At 72.2% G+C, this 18,884-nt stretch carries 17 protein-coding genes; 9 read left to right on the forward strand and 8 right to left on the reverse strand.

The window, feature by feature from the left end:
- Nucleotides 1-14 precede the first annotated feature (14 nt).
- The 4 genes from N4G66_RS12840 to N4G66_RS12855 form a co-directional block, all read right to left on the reverse strand.
- The gene (locus tag N4G66_RS12840) at nt 15-455 is read right to left on the reverse strand and encodes a GNAT family N-acetyltransferase (protein WP_261704179.1); all 441 of its coding nucleotides are present in this window, start codon (nt 453-455) and stop codon (nt 15-17) included.
- 187 nt (nt 456-642) lie between these two features.
- On the reverse strand, nt 643-1,050 hold the full coding sequence (locus N4G66_RS12845) for a CoA-binding protein (protein ID WP_261704180.1): 408 nt from the start codon (nt 1,048-1,050) through the stop codon (nt 643-645).
- Between the two features lie 84 nt (nt 1,051-1,134).
- Nucleotides 1,135-2,031 carry an alpha/beta fold hydrolase gene (locus tag N4G66_RS12850; RefSeq protein ID WP_391858807.1) on the reverse strand — a complete coding sequence of 299 codons (897 nt, stop codon included), beginning with the start codon at nt 2,029-2,031 and terminating at the stop codon, nt 1,135-1,137.
- A 244-nt stretch (nt 2,032-2,275) separates the two neighbouring features.
- Nucleotides 2,276-3,055, reverse strand: coding sequence for an AraC family transcriptional regulator (locus N4G66_RS12855; RefSeq protein WP_261704181.1), 780 nt, complete (start codon nt 3,053-3,055; stop codon nt 2,276-2,278).
- A 100-nt stretch (nt 3,056-3,155) separates the two neighbouring features.
- On the opposite strand from N4G66_RS12855, the gene N4G66_RS12860 reads away from it, so the two are divergent.
- The 6 genes from N4G66_RS12860 (at nt 3,156) to N4G66_RS12885 (ending at nt 10,953) form a co-directional block, all read left to right on the forward strand.
- On the forward strand, nt 3,156-3,962 hold the full coding sequence (locus tag N4G66_RS12860) for a sulfite exporter TauE/SafE family protein (RefSeq protein WP_261704182.1): 807 nt from the start codon (nt 3,156-3,158) through the stop codon (nt 3,960-3,962).
- 274 nt (nt 3,963-4,236) lie between these two features.
- Complete coding sequence (locus tag N4G66_RS12865; RefSeq protein WP_261704183.1) at nt 4,237-5,055, forward strand: hypothetical protein; 819 nt, start codon at nt 4,237-4,239, stop codon at nt 5,053-5,055.
- Nucleotides 5,052-5,594: a SixA phosphatase family protein gene (locus N4G66_RS12870; RefSeq protein WP_261704184.1), complete on the forward strand. Its 543-nt coding sequence runs from the start codon at nt 5,052-5,054 to the stop codon at nt 5,592-5,594. Before N4G66_RS12865 ends, N4G66_RS12870 begins: the two co-directional genes overlap by 4 nt.
- Nucleotides 5,595-5,995: 401 nt before the next feature.
- On the forward strand, nt 5,996-6,622 hold the full coding sequence (locus tag N4G66_RS12875) for a YigZ family protein (protein ID WP_261704185.1): 627 nt from the start codon (nt 5,996-5,998) through the stop codon (nt 6,620-6,622).
- Nucleotides 6,623-6,731: 109 nt separating this feature from the next.
- On the forward strand, nt 6,732-7,895 hold the full coding sequence (locus N4G66_RS12880) for an exonuclease SbcCD subunit D (RefSeq protein WP_261704186.1): 1,164 nt from the start codon (nt 6,732-6,734) through the stop codon (nt 7,893-7,895).
- Between the two features lie 55 nt (nt 7,896-7,950).
- Entirely contained in the window at nt 7,951-10,953 is a 3,003-nt protein-coding gene (locus N4G66_RS12885) for an AAA family ATPase (protein WP_261704187.1), read from the forward strand.
- 93 nt (nt 10,954-11,046) lie between these two features.
- Here the strand turns inward: N4G66_RS12885 and N4G66_RS12890 are convergent, their stop codons facing one another.
- Nucleotides 11,047-11,493 carry an Lrp/AsnC family transcriptional regulator gene (locus N4G66_RS12890; protein ID WP_261704188.1) on the reverse strand — a complete coding sequence of 149 codons (447 nt, stop codon included), beginning with the start codon at nt 11,491-11,493 and terminating at the stop codon, nt 11,047-11,049.
- A 187-nt stretch (nt 11,494-11,680) separates the two neighbouring features.
- Between N4G66_RS12890 and N4G66_RS12895 the strand changes: the two genes are divergently transcribed.
- Nucleotides 11,681-12,238 carry a rhodanese-like domain-containing protein gene (locus N4G66_RS12895; RefSeq protein WP_261704189.1) on the forward strand — a complete coding sequence of 186 codons (558 nt, stop codon included), beginning with the start codon at nt 11,681-11,683 and terminating at the stop codon, nt 12,236-12,238.
- Nucleotides 12,239-12,359: 121 nt separating this feature from the next.
- On the forward strand, nt 12,360-12,875 hold the full coding sequence (locus N4G66_RS12900; RefSeq protein ID WP_261704190.1) for an immunity 21 family protein: 516 nt from the start codon (nt 12,360-12,362) through the stop codon (nt 12,873-12,875).
- Between the two features lie 89 nt (nt 12,876-12,964).
- On the opposite strand, the gene N4G66_RS12905 is transcribed toward N4G66_RS12900, so the two are convergent.
- Together N4G66_RS12905 and N4G66_RS12910 are read right to left on the reverse strand one after the other, a co-directional pair.
- On the reverse strand, nt 12,965-14,656 hold the full coding sequence (locus N4G66_RS12905; protein ID WP_261704191.1) for a DUF885 domain-containing protein: 1,692 nt from the start codon (nt 14,654-14,656) through the stop codon (nt 12,965-12,967).
- 63 nt (nt 14,657-14,719) lie between these two features.
- Entirely contained in the window at nt 14,720-15,226 is a 507-nt protein-coding gene (locus N4G66_RS12910; RefSeq protein WP_261704192.1) for an Lrp/AsnC family transcriptional regulator, read from the reverse strand.
- 60 nt (nt 15,227-15,286) lie between these two features.
- On the opposite strand from N4G66_RS12910, the gene N4G66_RS12915 reads away from it, so the two are divergent.
- On the forward strand, nt 15,287-16,498 hold the full coding sequence (locus N4G66_RS12915) for a trans-sulfuration enzyme family protein (protein ID WP_261704193.1): 1,212 nt from the start codon (nt 15,287-15,289) through the stop codon (nt 16,496-16,498).
- Between the two features lie 781 nt (nt 16,499-17,279).
- Here N4G66_RS12915 and N4G66_RS12920 read toward each other — a convergent pair.
- Nucleotides 17,280-18,728, reverse strand: a complete 1,449-nt coding sequence (locus N4G66_RS12920; RefSeq protein ID WP_261704194.1) for a GNAT family N-acetyltransferase — start codon at nt 18,726-18,728, stop codon at nt 17,280-17,282.
- Nucleotides 18,729-18,884: the final 156 nt, after the last annotated feature.

The following is an 18,884-nucleotide window of genomic DNA, read 5'->3' on the forward strand; positions in this document are numbered from 1 at the left end:
GGTACCGCCGACGCTCAGTTCAGTCTCAGGTCGACATATTCCACGGTCTCGCCCGGCAGGACGTAGCGTTCGATCTCCACGAAGCCGTGTCGCCGGGCGAAGCGCGGTCCGTCCTCGTTGGCCGCCAGGACGACCGTCTCGATCACCTTGGCGCCCAGGGCGCGGGCCTGGTCCAGACCGCGGGCGTACAGCTCCTCGCCGAAGCCCTGCCCGCGGTGCTCGGCGAGCACCCGCGCGATCACCGTCGCCGTCGCGCTGTCGTCGGTGGGCGGACGCACGGTCGTGCAGCCCACCAGGACGTCGCCGAGGTAGGCGACCTCCAGGCGGTTGCGCCGGACGCGCTCGCGCACGTCGTCGAGCGACATGGCGGCGGGCGGGACGATCGTGTTGTGGACGTACTGCCAGTCCGCGAGGCGGGCCTCGTCGTTCGGTGCTTCTATGTGAAGGATGGGCACCGGAGCAGGAAACCCGTACGGGCGCGTGACGTCAACAGCATGCGCCCGGGCCCTTGTTGAGCCGGGCTCTGTTGCGCCGGGCCGCCAGGCCGGGTCGGTTGGCGCAGCGCGCAGCCGAACGCCGGGCCGGCGGGGCCCCGTCGGTTTCGGCACGTCGGTTCAGGCGCCTCGGTTCAGTCCCGTCGGTTCAGCCGAGTCGCGGGATCTCGATGGCCGGGCAGCGGTCCATCACCATGTCGAGCCCGGCGGCGCGCGTCCGCTCGTACGCCGCCTCGTCGATGACGTCCAGCTGGAACCAGACGGCCTTGGCACCGATGGCGACGGCCTCGTCCGCGACCGGCCCGGCCAGGTCGCTGTTGACGAATACGTCGACGACGTCGACGTCGAAGGGGATGTCCGCGAGGGAGGCGTACCCCTGCTCGCCGTGGACGGTCTCGGCCTTCGGGTGCACGGGCACGATCCGCTTGCCGTAGCGCTGGAGGACGTCGGCGACGCCGTGGGCCGCGCGGCGCTGGTTCGACGAGAGTCCGACGATCGCCCAGGTGTCACCCCTCTCGGTGAGGATCTTGCGGATCGTCTCTGCGTCGCCGTACACGTTCGGCCTCCAGGAGAATCAGTCAGGGTCCGTCGTGAGCGACAACAGTGGGTGGAGCGCGGTGATTCCTCGGGAGGCCGGTGGTCACTGGCGGTGTGCGTCCTCCGCTCCGCCGTCCGGTGCGTCGTCGTCGGGGCTGTTCGCTGTGATGCCGTGCTTGCCGTGTGCTTGCAGGTGGTCGAGCAGCAGACGGTTCAGCGTCTCCGGTGCCTCTTCGGGGATCCAGTGGCTGACGCCGGGGAGGATCTCGAACCGGTACGGCCCGTTGACCCACCGCCCGGTATCCCGTGCGGGAGCCGGGCCGAACGCGGTGTCCTGCGTGCTCCAGGCGTACAGGGTGGGGACCTCGATGACGCCGATCGCGCCGTCGGGGCGGCCGGACCGGTACCAGTTCAGTGCCGCGGTGAGGGCGCCCGGCTGGGACAGATGCCGGACGTAGGCGTCCGCACTGGCCTGCGGGACCTTTCCCGCGTAGAGCGTGCGCAGCAGCTCGGCATCGTCGGCCAGCATGCGGTCCTCGGTCGCGGGCGTCTCGCGCCAGTCGCGCATGTAGTGGGATCGCGCGCGCTGGTCCTCGTCGGTGCGCAGAGCGTCGGCGAGAGCGCCGGGGTGCGGGGTCGAGACGACCGTCAGGGTGCGGACGCGGCCGGGATGGGCGCCGGCTGTCCACCATGCCACCGCGCCGCCCCAGTCGTGACCGACCAGGTCGAACGCCGACCAGCCCAGTTCCTCCGTGATCGCGACGACATCGTCGACCAGGACGCTGATGTGGTAGTCCTCGGGCCGCTTGGGGCGGACTCCGGGGGAGTAGCCGCGCTGGTCGGGCGCCACGACGCGACAGCCCTGCGCGGCCAGCGCCGTGATCTGCCGCTGCCACGCCAGCCCCGTCTGGGGGAAGCCGTGCAGCAGCAGTACGGGGCGGCCCTCGGGCGGACCTGCCGCGATGGCGTCGAACACGCCCGCGGCGGTGGAGATGCTCAGCTCGGCCACGATCCACTCCCTCAAACCGACTGGTCGGTCAGCCTTCAGGCAGCGGAAGGGGATTGTCAAGGTCGTGCTCTTCGTCCGCCCCGGCGCGGGTGTCGGGTTCCCGGGGTTTGAGCCCCACTGGTGTCGAACCCTGTGGGTGTCGAGCCCCGCAGGTGCCGATTCTCAAAGCTCCGCGACCGAACCGCCGCCGATTCCACGTGAGTTGGACCAACTGATGATCTACGGCGTGACCGGTCTACCTGCCGCTGATGTCCGAACTTCCGTACGCCGTCGGCGGTCGGCCGAGAAGCTTTTTGAACGCGGCTGTGTAGGCGGCGGGGTTGTCGTAGCCCAGCAGCGCGGCGAGGCGCGTGACGGGCATGCCCGTGGTGAGGTGCTGCAGGGAGTGCAGGATGCAGGCACGTTGCCGCCACTGCGAGAAGCTCAGACCGGTGCCGCGCCGGAACAGGCGGGCGAGGGTGCGTTCGCTGACGTTGAGGGTCGCGCACCAACGTGCGGGCGGATCGTGGATGTCCGGTTTCTGCAGGAACGCCTCGCACAGGCGGCGCAGCCGCGGATCGGACGGCATCGGGACATCGAGAGGCAGGGGGGTGAGGTTCCTGAGCTCGTGGAGGATGAGGGCGGCCACCGCCGCGTCGCGGCTGTGCTCGGGGTAGCGCGGCTCCATCTCGACGGCTTCCAGGATCAGCGCTCGTAGCAGGGCGGAGACGTCGACGGCCCGGCAACGGGCGGGAAACCATGGCACGGCGGCGGGTTCGATGTAGAGGCTCCGGGTGCTGACACCCGCCATCGTGACCTGATGTCTGGTCATGGGCGGGATCAGTACGGCCCGGGCGGTGGGAATGGTCCAAGTGCCGTCCGCCGTCTCGACCCGCATGACACCGGTGGCCGCGTACAGGACCTGGCAGCGCCGGTGCTCGTGCCAGACGAGCAGGTGGTCGTGGGGGTAGTCGGTGCCGACGGCCAGAACGGCTCGATCGAGGTCGTCCACCTCCGTGACCGGGATGTTGCGCATACCGCGAGGTTACGTGGGATCACGCCCGTGTCTGCTCCACGTAGGAAGTCGGCAATTCGTCGATTGCCCGCCAAGCCGCGATATCCCTAGCGTCTTGCCCGTGCTGACCTCGTTTTCGACTCTCCTGTTGTTCGGGTGCCTGACCGGCCTCACAACCGTGCTCTTCGGCTTCGGCGGCGGTTTTGTCACCGTCCCGGTCGTCTACGGCGTCCTGACCGCGACGGCGCCTGCGGGTACGGACGCCATGCATGTCGCCGTGGCGACCTCGGCGGCGGTCATGGTCGTGAATGCCGCGGCGGCGGCGCTGGCGCAGTGGCGTGCGGGCCGCCTGCGCCGCGCGTACGTCTGGCCGCTGGCGGCGTTCATCGTGATCGGCGCCGCAGCAGGCTCTCTCGTGGCCACGTTGGTCGACGGAACCGCGCTGCGCCTGCTGTTCGCCGCCTACCTGCTGGTGACGATCGCCGACAGTGCGCTGCGGAAGGGCTTCCTATCCTTGCCGCGGCACACGCGTCCCAAACCCTTGGGCCGGGGCATCACCACGCTCGGCGGCATGGGCATCGGTCTGGTGGCCGGCGGCCTGGGAGTGGGAGGAAGCGTCATGACGGTTCCCCTCCTGCGACGCAGGGGCCTGGCCATGGCCGAGGCGACCGCCATGGCCAACCCCCTCAGCGTCCCCGTCGCCGTGGCCGGCACCCTCGTCTACGCCCTCGCCCCCACCGCACCCGCCGGCACAGGGCAGTTCGGATACATCGATCTCACCGCGGCCGCCGCCCTGCTCACCGGATCGCTGCCCACCATCGCGATGGCGAGGCGCGTCACCGCCCGTGTTCCGGACCGCGTTCACTCGACCGTGTATGTGGCCCTGCTCGTGGTGGTCCTGATCGTGATGGTGGGCACGGGGGCCTGACGCGGCGATCCCCGACTCCTCGGGACCGAACAGGCAGGCCCCCAGAATTCGATCTCGGCCGGAAAGGGAGTGCAGAGTTTCCACTGCGAGGGCGCGGCTGTGAACGCCGCGTGATGGCTTGCGGAAGCCGGTGGGCGCCCGTGCGCGGCGCGGGGGCTCAGTTGCCGGGCGTGTGGCCCCGGAGTCCCCCGGCAGGCGTCGCGAAGCGCGGGCGCATGTCCGGAACGGCCCCCACCTCCCCGCACCCGGCCGTACGTCCGCCTAGGCTCACCTCGTGCTCCGTATCCTCGACGCCCGTACGGGCGAACCCACCGACGCAGCCCTCGCCCGCGGTCTGGTCCGCGTCCACGTGCATCTGCCCGGGTTCGGCATCACGGGTCTGCGGGTGCTCCTGGTCGCCGACGTCCTGGTGCGCGCCCTGGAGATCGGCGGCAACCCCGTCTGGGCGACGCTGACTTCGGCGCCGGACCCGGCGGACGCCGTGGACCGGGCAGATACTGCGGACGAGGCAGTCTCAGCGGACCCGGCGGACCCGGCGGACCCGAATGACCCGGCGGACCCCTGGGATGAGGCGGGACTTCGGGCGCGCGCCGCCCAACTCGGAATCCGGCCGTTCGAGGACCATCGCGACACGGAGCCGGGACCGGTGGCGACCCGGACCATTGACGTCCTCGCTCCGGGGGCCGCCCCGACGGACGGGCTGCGCGTCGAGGTGGCCCCCGTCGACACCGGGCGCGGTCCCGCTCCCGTTCCCGGGGATCCCACCGCGCTGCGTCTGGCTCTGCTCGCGCGGCGCCGGGACCTGCCCCTGCGCCTCGACGCGGACGCCCTGGCGGAGGCCGAGGGCACGCTCAAGCGCTGGCGTGCCGCCGTCGCCGGATGGGCGACGCGGCCCTCCAAGCCGGTCCCCGAGGACGTACGCCTGCGGATGCGTGCCGCCTGGGAGGACGACCTGGACGTCCTCTCCGTGCTGGATGTGCTGCGGTGGGTGGAGACGTCGGACGTCGTGGAGGGCGCCCGCTTCGAGACGTACGCCTACGCCGACCGACTGCTCGGCCTCGAACTCACCCGCGAGATCGGAACGTCGCTGTGAACGCGCGCGCCGCTGCGGGCCCGAGGCGAAGACTGGTCGTCCTGCGGCACGCCAAGTCCGCCTGGCCCGAGGGAGCGCCCGACCACGAGCGGCCGCTCGCGACGCGCGGCCGTCGCGATGCCCCGGCCGCCGGACGCGCCATGGCGGGAGCCGACCTGCTGCCGGACCTCGCGCTCTGCTCGACCGCCGTACGCGCCAGGGAGACCTGGGAGTTGGCCGCCGAGCAGTGGGGCACTCCGCCGCCCGTACGATTCGATGAGCGGCTGTACGGCGCGGACGTACCGGAGTTGCTGGAAGCCGTGCGCGAAGTTCCTGAACACGTACGGACCTTGCTGCTGGTCGGGCACAACCCGGGACTTGAGGAGCTGGTCCTCGAACTGGCCGGGGACGGCTTCGACGACACGCTGGACCAGGTCCGGACGAAGTTCCCGACCTCGGCCGTCGCGGTCCTGGTCTGGCACGGCAGTGCCTGGAACGAACTCGGGCCCGGCGACGCTCTGTTGACGGGCGTCGTCGTGCCGAGGGGCAAGAAGGAATGAATCCTGGCGGCGTGAGCCGTGGACCGACGGGCGGATGCGGTACGGCGGAGCACCTCGCGGGTGACGGCGCGTTTGCGTTGTCACGCAGGACGAGGACGAGGACGAGGACGAGGACGAGGACGAGCGGGAGCACGGGGACGAGGGTGCGGGCCGGTGGCCTGGCGAGGAGAAGGTGTGACCCGCGCCGATCGAGGGGACGAGCTGGCGCCGTCTGCCGTCTGCCGTCTGCCGTCTGCCGTCCGCCGCGGGCCACGCGCGCGTGCGGCGCGTGCGAATCTGAGCGAGCGGTCCTGGTCCGTGTGCTCGTCGGCCTCGTATGTGCGGTGCGTGATCGCGGGCTCGGTCATCGCCCCGGTCCTGGTCCGTCGGTCACGCGCGCGTGCAGCGCATACGCTGGCGTGATGCAGGACGAGTACCGCACAGTGACCCGCGAGGGCGTGCACGAGACCGAGATCAACCGCTCCCGTTTCCTGTGCGCCCTCGCCCCGGCCGCTACCGAGCGGGAGGCCCAGGACTTCATCGCCGCCGTCAGGAAGGAGCACGCGGACGCCACGCACAACTGCTTCGCGTACGTCATCGGCGCCGACGCCGCCGTGCAGAAGGCGAGCGACGACGGCGAACCGGGCGGCACCGCGGGCGTCCCCATGCTCCAGATGCTGCTGCGCCGCGACATGCGGTACGTCGTCGCCGTCGTCACCCGCTACTACGGCGGGGTCAAACTGGGGGCGGGCGGACTGATCAGGGCGTACGGGGGCTCGGTGGGCGAGGCGCTGGACGCGCTCGGCACCATCACCCGCCGCCGGTTCCGGCTGGCCACGGTGACCGTCGACCACCAGCGGGCCGGCAAGGTGCAGAATGATCTGCGGTCCACCGGTCGCGAGGTACGTGATGTGCGTTACGGCGAGGCGGTCACCATCGAGATCGGGTTGCCGGACGCCGATGTGGAGGCCTTCCGGGCGTGGTTGGCCGACGCGACCGCGGGGACGGCCGGCTTCGAGCTGGGCGGCGAGGCCTACGGAGACGCGTGACAATCCGGGCAATCGTCAAATGATGGGTGTATTTCGGTGAGGGGTATGGCGGGCCGATACGGGAGTAACCGCCCGTGATGTCAGGCCCGGCCGTTACCCTTCGGGGATCATGAGGCTCCTGCACACTTCCGACTGGCATCTGGGCCGGGCGTTCCACCGGGTGAACATGCTCGGAGCCCAGTCCGACTTCATCGGCCATCTCGTCGCGACCGCGCGCGAGCACGAGGTGGACGCGGTGGTCGTCTCGGGAGACGTGTACGACCGTGCCGTCCCGCCGCTGGCCGCGGTCCAGCTCTTCGACGACGCCCTGCACCGGCTGGCCGACCTCGGCGTGCCCACCGTGATGATCTCCGGGAACCACGACTCGGCGCGCCGGCTCGGCGTCGGCGCCGGACTCATCGGGCGGGCGGGCGTCCATCTGCGGACCGACCCCGCGGCGTGCGGCACACCCGTGGTGCTGACCGACGCCCACGGCGACGTGGCCTTCTACGGCCTGCCCTATCTCGAACCCGCCCTGGTGAAGGACGAGTTCGGGGTGGAGAAGGCGGCCCACGAAGCAGTGCTGGCCGCCGCCATGGACCGGGTCCGCGCCGACCTCGCCACCCGAGCTCCGGGCACCCGCTCGGTCGTCCTCGCCCACGCCTTCGTCACCGGCGGCGAGGTGAGCGACAGCGAGCGGGACATCACCGTCGGCGGCGTCGCCTCCGTGCCCGCCGGAGTCTTCGACGGCGTCGACTACACCGCCCTCGGCCACCTGCACGGCAGCCAGATCATCGGCGAGCGCGTGCGGTACTCGGGTTCCCCGCTGCCGTACTCGTTCTCGGAGGCAGGACACCGCAAGAGCATGTGGCTCGTGGACCTCGGCCCCGGCGGCTCGCTGGCCACGGAGCGGATCGACTGCCCCGTGCCCCGCCCGCTCGCCCGCGTCCGCGGACATCTGGAAGACCTGCTCGCCGACCCGGAGCTGGGCAGCCACACGGGCTCCTGGGTCGAGGCGACCCTCACCGACCCGGTGCGGCCCGCAGACCCCATGGCACGGCTGGCCGAACGCTTCCCGCACACGCTCAGCCTCGTCTTCGACCCCGAACGCTCCCCGCACGCCCCGGACGTCTCGTACGCCCGCCGACTCGCGGGCCGCAGCGAAGAGGAGATCGCCGAGGACTTCGTGGCCCATGTGCGCGGCGCGGGCCCCGACGCCCACGAACAGGCCGTGCTCCGGGACGCGTTCGACGCGGTCCGGGCCGACGAGAGCGTACGGGAGACCGCCCGGTGACATCACGCCCGCCGCACATCCAGGGGGCCGACCGGCCGGAGACCGAGGGAAACCGATGAGGCTGCACCGCCTGGACATCACCGCCTTCGGCCCGTTCGGCGGCGCCCAGCAGGTCGACTTCGACGAGCTGTCCGCCGCCGGGCTCTTCCTGCTGCACGGACCGACGGGCGCGGGCAAGACCTCCGTCCTCGACGCCGTCTGCTACGCGCTGTACGGAGCGGTTCCCGGCGCCCGGCAGAGCGGTCAGGGCCTCGGCCTGCGCAGTGACCACGCGGCACCCGCCACCCGTACCGAGGTCCGCCTCGAACTCACCGTCGCCGGACGCCGGTTGGAAGTCACCCGGCAGCCGCCGTGGGAGCGCGCCAAGAAGCGCGGCACGGGCACCACGACGGAGAAGGCGCAGAGCTGGCTTCGCGAGTACGACTCCTTGGCCGGCTCCTGGAAGGACCTCAGCCGCTCCCACCAGGAGATCGGCGAGGAGATCACCCAGCTGCTGGGCATGAGCCGCGAGCAGTTCTGCCAGGTCGTGCTGCTGCCCCAGGGTGACTTCGCGCGCTTCCTGCGGGCCGATGCCGAGGCCCGGGGCAAACTGCTCGGCCGGCTCTTCGACACCCACCGCTTCGCCGAGGTCGAAAAGCGCCTCGCCGAGCGACGGCGCGCCGCCGAGGCCGAAGTGCGCGCCGGTGACGCCGCGTTGCTGGCCGACGCGCACCGGATGCACCAGGAGGCCGGGCCCACCGTCGAGGAGCCGCTGCCCGACCTCGCGCCCGGCGATCCGGGCCTCACCGAGTCCGTGCTCTCCTGGGCCGCGGTGGCCCGCAGTGCCGCTCGCGAGGGGCTGGCCATCGCCCACTGCGCGCGCAGGGCCGCCGAATCGGCACAGGCCGCGGCCGACCGCGCGCTCGACGACGTGCGCGAAGTGGACCGGTTGCAGCGCCGGTTCGCCGAGGCGCAGGAGCGCTCCGCGCGTCTGGAGGAGCGCGCCGACGTCCATCGGGACGACCGGATGCGGATGGAGCGAGCGCGCAAGGCCGAGGCGGTGGCCCCCGCACTCGACCTGCGCGACACCGCCGAAGCGGAGCAGCGGCGAGCGGCCGCCGAGGAGACACGCGCGCGTGCCGCCCTGCCGGAGGCGTTCGCCGACGCCGGAGCGCCCGGTCTCGCGTCCGCCGCGCGCAAGGCCGCCGAGGAACTGGGTGGCCTGGAATCCGCACGCCGCGCGGAGCGGCGCCTCGCCGAACTCGGCACGGAGCGAGCCTCCTTGGACCGACAGGAGCGCGCCGACGAGGACGTTCTCCAGGACGCCGAGAGCTGGCTGGCCGGCTGGGAGGACACCCGCGCGGGCGTCGAGGCGCGGATCGACTCCGCACAGGAGGCCGCGGCGCGCGCCGAGCAGCTCGCCGTCCAGCGTGAACCGGCGTTCAAGCGGCTCGCCGCGGCCCGCCTGCGCGACGAGTTGGCCCGGGACACCGAGCACGCCCACGCGAGGAGCCTCGCCGCACGTGAGCACGCCACGGAGGTACACGCCCGCTGGCTCGACCTGAAGGAACAACGCCTCCGGGGCATCGCCGCCGAACTCGCCGCCGGACTGGTGGACGGCGAGTCCTGCGCCGTGTGCGGGGCCACCGAACACCCGGCGCCCGCCCGGAAGATCGCCGGTCACGTCGACCGCGAGACGGAGGAGCGGGCCCTCGCCGCCTATCAGCACGCCGACGAGGAGCGCGCCGAGGCCGAGCGCCGGCTCGGTGTCGTACGCGAGGCGCTGGCCGCCGCGACCGCCGAGGCGAGCGACGCGCCTACGGGTCAACTCGCGCAACAGGCCGAGGAGTTGGAGCGGCTGCATGCCGAGGCCCGCGCTGTGGCCTCCGGGCTGCATGCCGCGCGCGAGGCCCGCGAACAGGCCGAGCGGGAACACGAGCGGCGGTTGACCGCCCAGCAGGGGGCCGCCCGCCGGGTCGCCTCACGGGCCTCGCTCCGGGATTCCCTCGACCGCGAAAAGGTATCGCTGGAAGGGGAGTTGGAGCAGGCGCGGGGCACCGCCGGCAGTGTGTCCGAGCGGGCCGCGCAGCTGGAGAGCATGGTCGCGTTGCTCGGCGAGGCCGCGGACCGCGTGCGAACGGCCGAGGACATCACGCGGCGCCTCAAGGAAGCCGACGCGCGCCTCGCCGACGCGGCCTGCCGCGCCGGATTCGAGACCCCGCAGGCCGCGGCCGCCGCGCTGCTCGACGACGCGGCTCACCGCGATCTCCAACGACGGCTCGACGCCTGGCAGTTGGAGGAGTCATCGGTGCGCGCCGTACTCGCCGAGGCCGACACCACGGCCGCGGCGCGGCGCCCGTCCGTCGATCTGCGGTCCGCCGAGCAGACGGCCGAGTCCGCCGCCCGGCGCCTGCGGGACACCGCGTCGACGCAGGACGCGGCGGCCCGGCGCTGCGCGGAGCTGGACGCCCTCTCCACCCGGGCGACGAGAGGTGCCCGCCGGCTCGCCCCGCTGCGCGAGGAGTACGACCGCGTGGCCCGGCTCGCCGGTCTGGCGGCCGGCACGTCGGCGGACAACGAGCGCAAGATGCGCCTGGAGTCGTACGTCCTCGCCGCCCGTCTGGAGCAGGTCGCCGCCGCCGCGACCGCGCGCCTCCAGCGGATGTCCTCGGGGCGTTACACCCTGGTGCACTCCGACGACCGGGCGGGCCGCGGACGCAGCGGGCTCGGACTGCATGTCGTGGACGCCTGGACCGGACGGGAACGTGACACGGCGACGCTCTCCGGGGGCGAGACCTTCTTCGCCTCCCTCGCCCTGGCCCTCGGCCTCGCGGACGTGGTCACCGACGAGGCGGGCGGGGTACGGCTCGACACGCTCTTCATCGACGAGGGTTTCGGCAGCCTCGACGACCAGACCCTCGACGAGGTGCTCGACGTCCTCGACTCGCTGCGGGAACGCGACCGCAGCGTCGGCATCGTCAGCCACGTCGCCGACCTGCGCCGCCGCATCCATGCCCAGTTGGAGGTCGTGAAGGGGAGAACGGGTTCGGTCGTACGGCAGCGGGGCGCGGAGGCCTGAGACTTGTGCCGGGTGCCGGCGCCCGGGCACGGACGGTCCGCCCGGGCACGGACGGTCCGGGGAAGCCTCCCCGTGGCGGTCTCGGGGGCGGTCTCAGTGGCCCAGTGGGCGGCGCGGCAGCGGTGAGGAGTAGACGACGCTCGTCGTCACCGAGCCCAGTGTGCCGATCTTGCCGGACACCGTCTCCAGGTGCCCCATCGAGCGCGCGGCGACCTTGATGACGAAGCAGTCGTCGCCCGTGACGTGGTGTGCTTCCAGGATCTCGGGCGTGACCTCGACGAGGTCGTGGAACGGCTTGTAGTTGCCGTTCGGATACCTGAGCCGGACGAACGCCAGGATCGGCAGGCCCAGGCTCTCGGGGTCGACGACAGCCGCGTACCCCTGTATGACGCCCGCCTCCTCCAGGCGGCGCACCCGCTCGGTGACCGCGCTCGCGGACATGGAGACGGCCCGTGCCAGCTCGGCGAAGCTGGACCGGCCCTCGCGCTGGAGGACGTCGAGGATGCGCCAGTCGGTGGCGTCCGGGGAATACGCGGTCATCCGTGATGAATACCAGGAGAATCCCCGGCCGATCAAGAGTGCTGCCGTGGATCGTCACTTCAGGACGGAGATCGACAGACGTAGATTTCTGGTCAGGAAGTCCCGCGGGATTCGGTGCGCGAGAAGCACCGGGGTGGCAAGGACGGCACCGGTCCGGCGGGATCAGGGAGCAAGGAAGGGCCAGACCATGACTGCGACTGCTGAGGGCATCACGACCAGTACGGTGACCGGTTCCGCGTCGGCCACCGCCGGGGCGGACACGACGACCGGTTCCGTGACAGTGGCGAACCCCGTTCTGCGGGTGGCGCCGGCGTCCCCGGCCGCGGCTGCCGCCTACTTCGGCGCGAGCCTCGCCTTCCACGCGGACGTGTCCGACGTGGCCGCGGCCCTCGCCGCCGACGGCGACCCCGGGTTCGTCGTACTCGACTCCCGCTCCACCGCCTCGTGGGAACAGGGCCACATCCCCGGCGCGGTCCACCTGCCCACCGCGCTCATCCCCGAGCAGGCCGAGCAGTTCCTCGACAAGTCGGTGCCGGTCGTCACCTATTGCTGGGGCCCCGGATGCAACGGCGCGACCCGGGCGGCCCTCGCCCTCACCGAACTCGGCTTCCAGGTCAAGGAGATGCTCGGCGGATTCGAGTACTGGGCGCGCGAGGGCTTCGAGTTCGAGACCTGGGAGGGGCGTGAGCGCCCCGCCGTGGACCCGCTGACGGCACCCGTGGAGGCGGCGGACTGCGGCTGCTGACCCCGAGGAACGGGGATCGCGCCGACGGCTTCGGCACCCGCGTTGCGCGTCGATGTCTGCCTCCGGCCTCCTGAGGATGCCTGCTGTACGGGGGCTGACGCGTGCCGTGTAACTTCTGCGCATGCCAAGATACGCGGACCCTGGTGCGGTCCAGTGGGTGGAGTCGGGCGGCGGGCCGCTCATAGCGATTCCGGAAGTGGTGCTCCCGTTCTGGTCGGGGGCCGACGGCGACGACATGTCCTGCGACTACGACCGGGCCTGTGACGTCGACGGGTTCATCGGCTTCCTGCCCGTGGGCGACACCAGGGCCCTCGTCCTCGGCGACGATCCCGCCTCGACCACCTACCTCCCCGAGCACGGCGCCTTCGTACGCTGGTGCGCCGCCGAGTCCGAGGACGAACTGCTCTCCGTCGTCCCGGCGGCGCTGGCGGAGGCGGTGTGGGAGCCGGAAGCGCGGTGGAACGTGCCCGGCCCCGTCATCCTCTTCGACGCCGCCTGGCCGGGCGCCGCCTTCGAGAGCACGGACCACCTGAGGGTGGCGCTCGAACCGGGCCGGTACGGGGTCCGCGCGGCCCGTGTCGAACCGGGACCCGAGACGTGGGTGGGCCTCGTACAACTGCGTCGGCTGACGCCCTGACCCTCTGATGCCCTGACACCCTTGGGGACTGGCATCGGGGCGCTCTGACAGGGGGCGCGGCGGCCGGCTCCGGCCGCCGCGCGGGGCCGTCAGAGCCGGGACAGTTCGTCCACCAGGTCGTCCAGGCCCAGCGAACCCTGGGACAGAGCGGCCATGTGCCAGGCCTTCGCGTCGAACGCGTCACCGTGGCGCTTCTTCGCGTTCTCACGGCCCAGCAGCCAGGCGCGTTCGCCGAGCTTGTAGCCGATGGCCTGGCCGGGCATCGTGAGGTAGCGGGTCAGCTCGCTCTCCACGAAATCGGCCGGCCGGCTGCTGTGCGCGCCGAAGAACTCCTGCGCCAGGTCCGGAGTCCACCGCTCGCCCGGGTGGAAGGGGGAGTCGGCGGGGATCTCCAGTTCCAGGTGCATGCCGATGTCGACGATGACCCTGGCGGCCCGCATCATCTGCGCGTCGAGGTAGCCGAGCCGCTGCTCCGCGTCGGCCAGGAAGCCGAGCTCGTCCATCAGCCGCTCCGCGTACAGCGCCCAGCCCTCGCAGTTGGCGCTGACCTGGCCGACGGTGGCCTGGTAGCGGGACAGGTCGTCGACGACGTACGCCCATTGCGCGAGCTGGAGGTGATGGCCGGGCACCCCCTCGTGGTACCAGGTCGAGACGAGATCGTAGACGGGGAAGCGGGTCTGTCCCATCGTGGGCAGCCAGGTGCGGCCCGGCCGCGAGAAGTCCTGCGACGGGGCGGTGTAGTACGGGGCCGCCGCACCGCCGGGCGGTGCGATGCGGGACTCCACCTTCCGTACCGGCTCGGCGAGTTCGAAGTGCGTGCCGTCCAGGGCCGTGATCGCCTCGTCCATCAGCCCCTGGAGCCACCTCTGGACCTCGTCGACGCCCTCGATGTGCCGGCCGTGCTCGTCGAGGTGCGCGAGCGCCACCCAGGGTGTGGCCGCGCCGGGCAGGATCTTCTCGGCCTCGGTCCGCATCTCGCCGAGGAGACGGTGGTACTCGGCCCAGCCGTACGCGTACGCCTCGTCGAGGTCGAGATCCGTACCGTTGAAGTACCGGGCCAGCCGCGCGTACCGCTCGTGGCCCACCGTGTTCGGCGCGCCCTCGATCGTGGGCGCGTACACCTCGCGCATCCAGTCCCGCAGGGCGACCAGCGCCTCCGTCGCGGTACGCGCCGCCGTGTCCAGCTCCTCGCGCGCGGAGTCGGGGCCCGCCGAGACGAAGTCCTCGAACCAGCCGCGGCCCTGGCCGTCCGTGTCCGACCACTCGGTGAGCTGCTCGATGAACGTCGCGGTCGGGCGCGGGCCCGCGTACAGCTTGCGGTCGAGCCCGAGCGCAAGCGACTCCCGGTAGCCCGAGAGCGCGGCCGGTACCGCGCGCAGCCGCTCGGCGACCGCGGCCCAGTCCTCGTCGGTCTCAGTCGGTGTCAGGGTGAAGACCTGCCGCACACTGTGCGCCGCCGTGTGCAGATTGCCGACCGACCGCAGGCCCTCGCCCGCGTCGTGGACCGCGAGTGCGGCGGTGAGCCGTTCACGCAGCAGCCGGGCGCAACGGCGCTCGATGTCACGTTCCGCGCCCGGCTGCCGCTCCGCCTCGTCCAGCCGCGCGAGTGTCACCCGCGCCAGCTCGGCGACGGCGTCCTGGCCGGTGGGCGAGGTGTCGGGGAGCCTGCTGTGACTCTCCTTCACACCGAGGTAGGTGCCGAGGACCGGGTCGAGGGCGATGAGCTCGTCGACGTACGCGTCGGCGACCTCGCGGGGCAGCGGGTTCTTCGTCTGTGACATGCGCACATCCTCATACGGGGACGGGCGCCGCGTCAGCCCGGTCCACCGGGCTTTTTCACCGCATCAGCCGGATTTGGCCGGGGACGATGTCCCCGGCGCGGCAGGCGGCAGCAGGGGGCCGCAGTCCCACTGCTGGAATATCAACCGCGTCTCGACCCGCGCCACCTCCCGCTGCGAGGTGAACTCGTCGAGCACCAGCCGCTGCAGATCCGACATGTCCGCGACCGCGACATGGACGAGGTAGTCGTCGGGACCGGTGAGATGGAAGACGGTCCGGGACTCCGGCAGCAGCTTGATCCGGTCCACGAAGGGCCCCACCAGTTCCCGGCGGTGCGGCCGCACCTGTACGGACAGCAACGCCTCCAGACCCCGTCCGAGCTTCGCCGGGTCCAGCCGCAGCTGATGGCCGAGAATCACCCCTGCCCGCCGCAGTCGGGTCACCCGGTCGAGGCAGGTCGAGGGCGCGACCCCCACCTGCGCGGCGAGATCGCGGTACGTCGTCCGTGCGTCGTTCTGCAACAACCGCAACAGATGAAGATCCACCGGATCGAGTACGACGGAATCGGCCATGGCGCGAACGTAACACGGGATGTGGCGCCCGAACCCCGCCCGGTGTTCAGGCTTCCGCCCATGGACTCCGTTGTGTACGACACGCAGGGCGCGCAGGACGCGCAGGACGACCTGAGCGGAAACCGCCAGGTCTTCGCGGCTCGGACCAGGGCACTCGCCACCGAAGCCGTGCACGCCGGCCGGGAGGATCTGGCGGGTCTGGGGCTGCACGCGGCCCCGATCGACCTGTCCACCACCTACCCCTCGTACGACAGCCGCGGTGAGGCCGCCCGGATCGACGCCTTCGCGGCCGACGGCGCCGAACCCGAGGGCCCGCCCGTCTACGCCCGCCTCGGCAATCCGACCGTCGCCCGCTTCGAGACCGCCCTCGCGCGCCTCGAAGGCACCGAGAGCGCGGTCGCCTTCGCGAGCGGCATGGCCGCGCTGAGCGCCGTCCTCCTCGTACGCAACGCGATGGGGCTGCGCCATGTCGTCGCCGTACGTCCCCTGTACGGCTGCAGCGACCACCTCCTCACGGCAGGGCTGCTCGGCAGCGAGGTCACCTGGGTCGACCCGGCCGGCATCGCCGACGCGCTGCGTCCGGACACGGGCCTCGTGATGGTCGAGTCCCCGGCCAACCCGACGCTCGCCGAGCTCGATCTGCGGGCCGTGGCCCACTCCTGCGGTTCCGTCCCGCTCCTCGCCGACAACACCTTCGCCACGCCCGTGCTGCAACGCCCTGCCGAACACGGCGCGCGCCTGATCCTGCACAGTGCCACCAAGTACCTGGGCGGACACGGGGACGTGATGGCCGGAGTGGTCGCGTGCGACGAGGAGTTCGCCCGGAAGCTGCGCCAGGTGCGGTTCGCGACGGGGGGTGTCCTGCATCCACTGGCCGGCTATCTGCTGCTGCGGGGCCTTTCGACCCTGCCGGTACGGGTCCGGGCCGCGTCCTCGAACGCCGCGGAACTCGCCCGCCGGCTCGCCGACGATCCGCGCGTCGCCCGCGTCCACTATCCGCGCATCGGTGGCGCCATGATCGCCTTCGAGGTGCACGGCGACCCGCACGACGTGATCGCCGGAGTCCGGCTGATCACCCCCGCCGTGAGCCTCGGCAGCGTCGACAGCCTCATCCAGCACCCGGCCTCCATAAGCCACCGCATCGTCCCCACGGCGGACCGCCAGGACGCGGGCGTGAGCGACCGCCTGCTGCGCCTGTCGGTAGGCCTGGAGGATGTGGACGACCTGTGGTCCGACCTGGAGGGAGCACTGGGGTTCACCAGCGGGGGCTGAGGGTGCGGGGGAGTGACACTGACGTCTGGCGGCGCCTCGGGGGGTGCCGGGCGACGCAGGCAGCGCCGGGCGGCACCGGCAATGCCTGGCGGGGGCCGGCCCGGTCGCACCAGCGGCACACGCAGTGCCCGGCGGCACCAGGGGTGCTTGGCGGTTGTCGACGGTGGTGGCCGTGTCCGGAGGTGCCGGGTGAGTCATGGGCACCCCGGCGCCGCTGCGGACTTCGTTCCGCCGGTCAGCTGGTCCCCGGGGTATGGCACAGGTCGGCCGCGACCTGGGAGCCTCACCTCGGGCGAAACCGCCGCCACCTGGCGTGCCTGCGCCGGGCGGAGTGGCTGACCCGGCTTCTCGGGCGGGTCCGGCGCCACTCGGCTTCTCGGGCCGATCGGCGGTACCCGGGGCTCTCGCGTCGGGCGAACCGCCGCCACCCGGCGTGCCTGCGCCGGGCGGGAGCGGTAGGCCCGGGTCTTCGCGCCGGTCCCTGCCCCCGGCTTCTCGCGGTGGTCCGTGAGTACCCCGGGCTCTCACGTCGGACCGCCGCTGCACGGGTCCTCGCCTCTGCCCACCAGTACCGGACCTTCGTTTGCTCCGAACCGCCCGCCGCCCGGCATGCCCGCGCCGGGCGGCGGGCGGCCGACCGGCCGGCATCCCGGCGGTGGAGCGGTGGAGCGGTGGCGGGGGGAGCGGACGGGTCCGCGGACCCGTCCGCCCCGGACGCCCAGGTCTGCGAACGGACGGGCCCGCGGGCCGACGGGGCCGCGGCCCCGAACTCTGGGGGCGGCTAGTCCCGACTGGTCCACGTTCCGTGCTGTGCGTGGCTCTGGCCCTGGTCGTACGGCAGACGCGAGCTCACCGGTGCGGCGTCCAGGCGGGCGGTGATGACCAGGGTGCCCTCCTCGATCTGGTAGTCGAGCGGGAGGCCGAGGCTGCGCATGGCGGCCACCATTCCGGTGTTGGATGCCTGCGTGACGGCGTACACGCTCTCGCAGCCGGCCTCGACGGCCATCGTCACCAGGCGGCCCAGCAGTTCGACGCCGATGCCGCGCCGCTGCCAGTCGTCCTCGACGAGCAGCGCGACCTCCGTCTCGTCGCCGTCCCACAGGAGATGGCCGAGCCCGACGATCCTGCCGGATGCCGTCTGGACGGCCAGAGTGCGTCCGAAACTGGGGCTGAGCAGGTGGCTGAGGTAGCGGTCCGCGTCGCCGACGGGGCCGTGGTACCGCATGCTCAGCGTGCGCGGCGAGCAGCGCTCGTGCATCGCCTTGGCGGCCTCGACGTCGGCGGCGTCGGCTCGCCGTACGGTGATCGCGTTGCCTTGAGGAAGCGTCAGCATGTCCTGCCCGCCCGGAATGCGCGGACCGAGCCGCGCGTCCAGCTCGACCAGTGCCCGCGCCCGGGCGAACTCGGTCGGTGTGAACGGCAGATACGGCCGCTCCACCGTGATCACCCCGCCCTCCGGTGCCCGCAGCCGCATCACCGTGTCCTCGAGTGCCCCCTCCACGGGAGCCCCTTCCGCGGCCCGGCCGGAGACGGGAGAGACGGCGGGCAGCGAGCGGATCGTGCACCGGCCGAGCAACTGCCGCAACGCGAGCGGCAGTTCGGAGGCGTCGAGGGCGGTGCGGGTGGCCAGGCCGAGCACCCGGGTCGGCGCGTCCACCAGATCGTGGGCGTCGGCCCGCTCGATCCAGGTCGCGGTGCCGCCCGCCTGCGCCACATTGCGGGTGATCTCGGACGTGGCCAGCTCGGCGGGGGCGCGCAGCAGGAACTCGTCGACCGTCCCGTCCGCCAGCGGGTGCGTCTGGAGGCTCAGGATGTCGACCTGGTGCTGTGCGAGCGCCGTGCACAGTGCGGCGAGCGAACCCGGCGCGTCCTTGACCGTCGTACGCATCCGCCACAGCACGGTCGCCTCAACGCCGGCCACCGGTGCGGCGGTTCCCGCCTCTTCCCCGGGAAGCCCGCCCGCTCGCCCGTCCGAGGGCGGCCGGGCGCCGGGATCGCTCGTCGGCGGCGCGTGACCGTGGCGCCGTGCCCACCATGTGTGGAATCCGGCCGTGGCGACCAGGATCACCGCGGAGATGAGCAGCAGCGCGGTACCGTCCGGCCCGTGCCCGATCAGATTGGCCACACCGTCCGCGACCGCTACGGCCGTGAACAGTGCGGCGAGTTCGACGATGTCCCGCCGCCAGTGGTGGACGGGCCGTCCGTGCTTCGCACGCGTCACATCAGACATGTCTGGAGTCATACAGTCACTGTGAAGGAACGGTGTTGCGTGATCACGAACGGCTTGTGACTGATCGGTTAAGTGTCGTTCTGCCCTTTTTGCAGTTCTTTTTACGGGTCTTTTGCCTCGAACGCGCGAGCGGACTGCTCACCTGGTCAGGGCCGC

The sequence above is a fragment of the Streptomyces rhizosphaerihabitans genome, assembly GCF_025399795.1.
GTDB lineage: Bacteria > Actinomycetota > Actinomycetes > Streptomycetales > Streptomycetaceae > Streptomyces > Streptomyces rhizosphaerihabitans.

Excerpts from the sequence above, each read along its gene's own strand:
- N4G66_RS12855 (WP_261704181.1), bottom strand. The coding sequence starts at position 3,055 with ATGCGCAACATCCCGGTCACGGAGGTGGACGACCTCGATCGAGCCGTT.
- N4G66_RS12875 (WP_261704185.1), top strand. The coding sequence starts at position 5,996 with ATGCAGGACGAGTACCGCACAGTGACCCGCGAGGGCGTGCACGAGACC.
- N4G66_RS12880 (WP_261704186.1), top strand. The coding sequence starts at position 6,732 with ATGAGGCTCCTGCACACTTCCGACTGGCATCTGGGCCGGGCGTTCCAC.
- N4G66_RS12885 (WP_261704187.1), top strand. The coding sequence starts at position 7,951 with ATGAGGCTGCACCGCCTGGACATCACCGCCTTCGGCCCGTTCGGCGGC.
- N4G66_RS12890 (WP_261704188.1), bottom strand. The coding sequence starts at position 11,493 with ATGACCGCGTATTCCCCGGACGCCACCGACTGGCGCATCCTCGACGTC.
- N4G66_RS12895 (WP_261704189.1), top strand. The coding sequence starts at position 11,681 with ATGACTGCGACTGCTGAGGGCATCACGACCAGTACGGTGACCGGTTCC.
- N4G66_RS12900 (WP_261704190.1), top strand. The coding sequence starts at position 12,360 with ATGCCAAGATACGCGGACCCTGGTGCGGTCCAGTGGGTGGAGTCGGGC.
- N4G66_RS12905 (WP_261704191.1), bottom strand. The coding sequence starts at position 14,656 with ATGTCACAGACGAAGAACCCGCTGCCCCGCGAGGTCGCCGACGCGTAC.
- N4G66_RS12910 (WP_261704192.1), bottom strand. The coding sequence starts at position 15,226 with ATGGCCGATTCCGTCGTACTCGATCCGGTGGATCTTCATCTGTTGCGG.
- N4G66_RS12915 (WP_261704193.1), top strand. The coding sequence starts at position 15,287 with ATGGACTCCGTTGTGTACGACACGCAGGGCGCGCAGGACGCGCAGGAC.
- N4G66_RS12920 (WP_261704194.1), bottom strand. The coding sequence starts at position 18,728 with ATGTCTGATGTGACGCGTGCGAAGCACGGACGGCCCGTCCACCACTGG.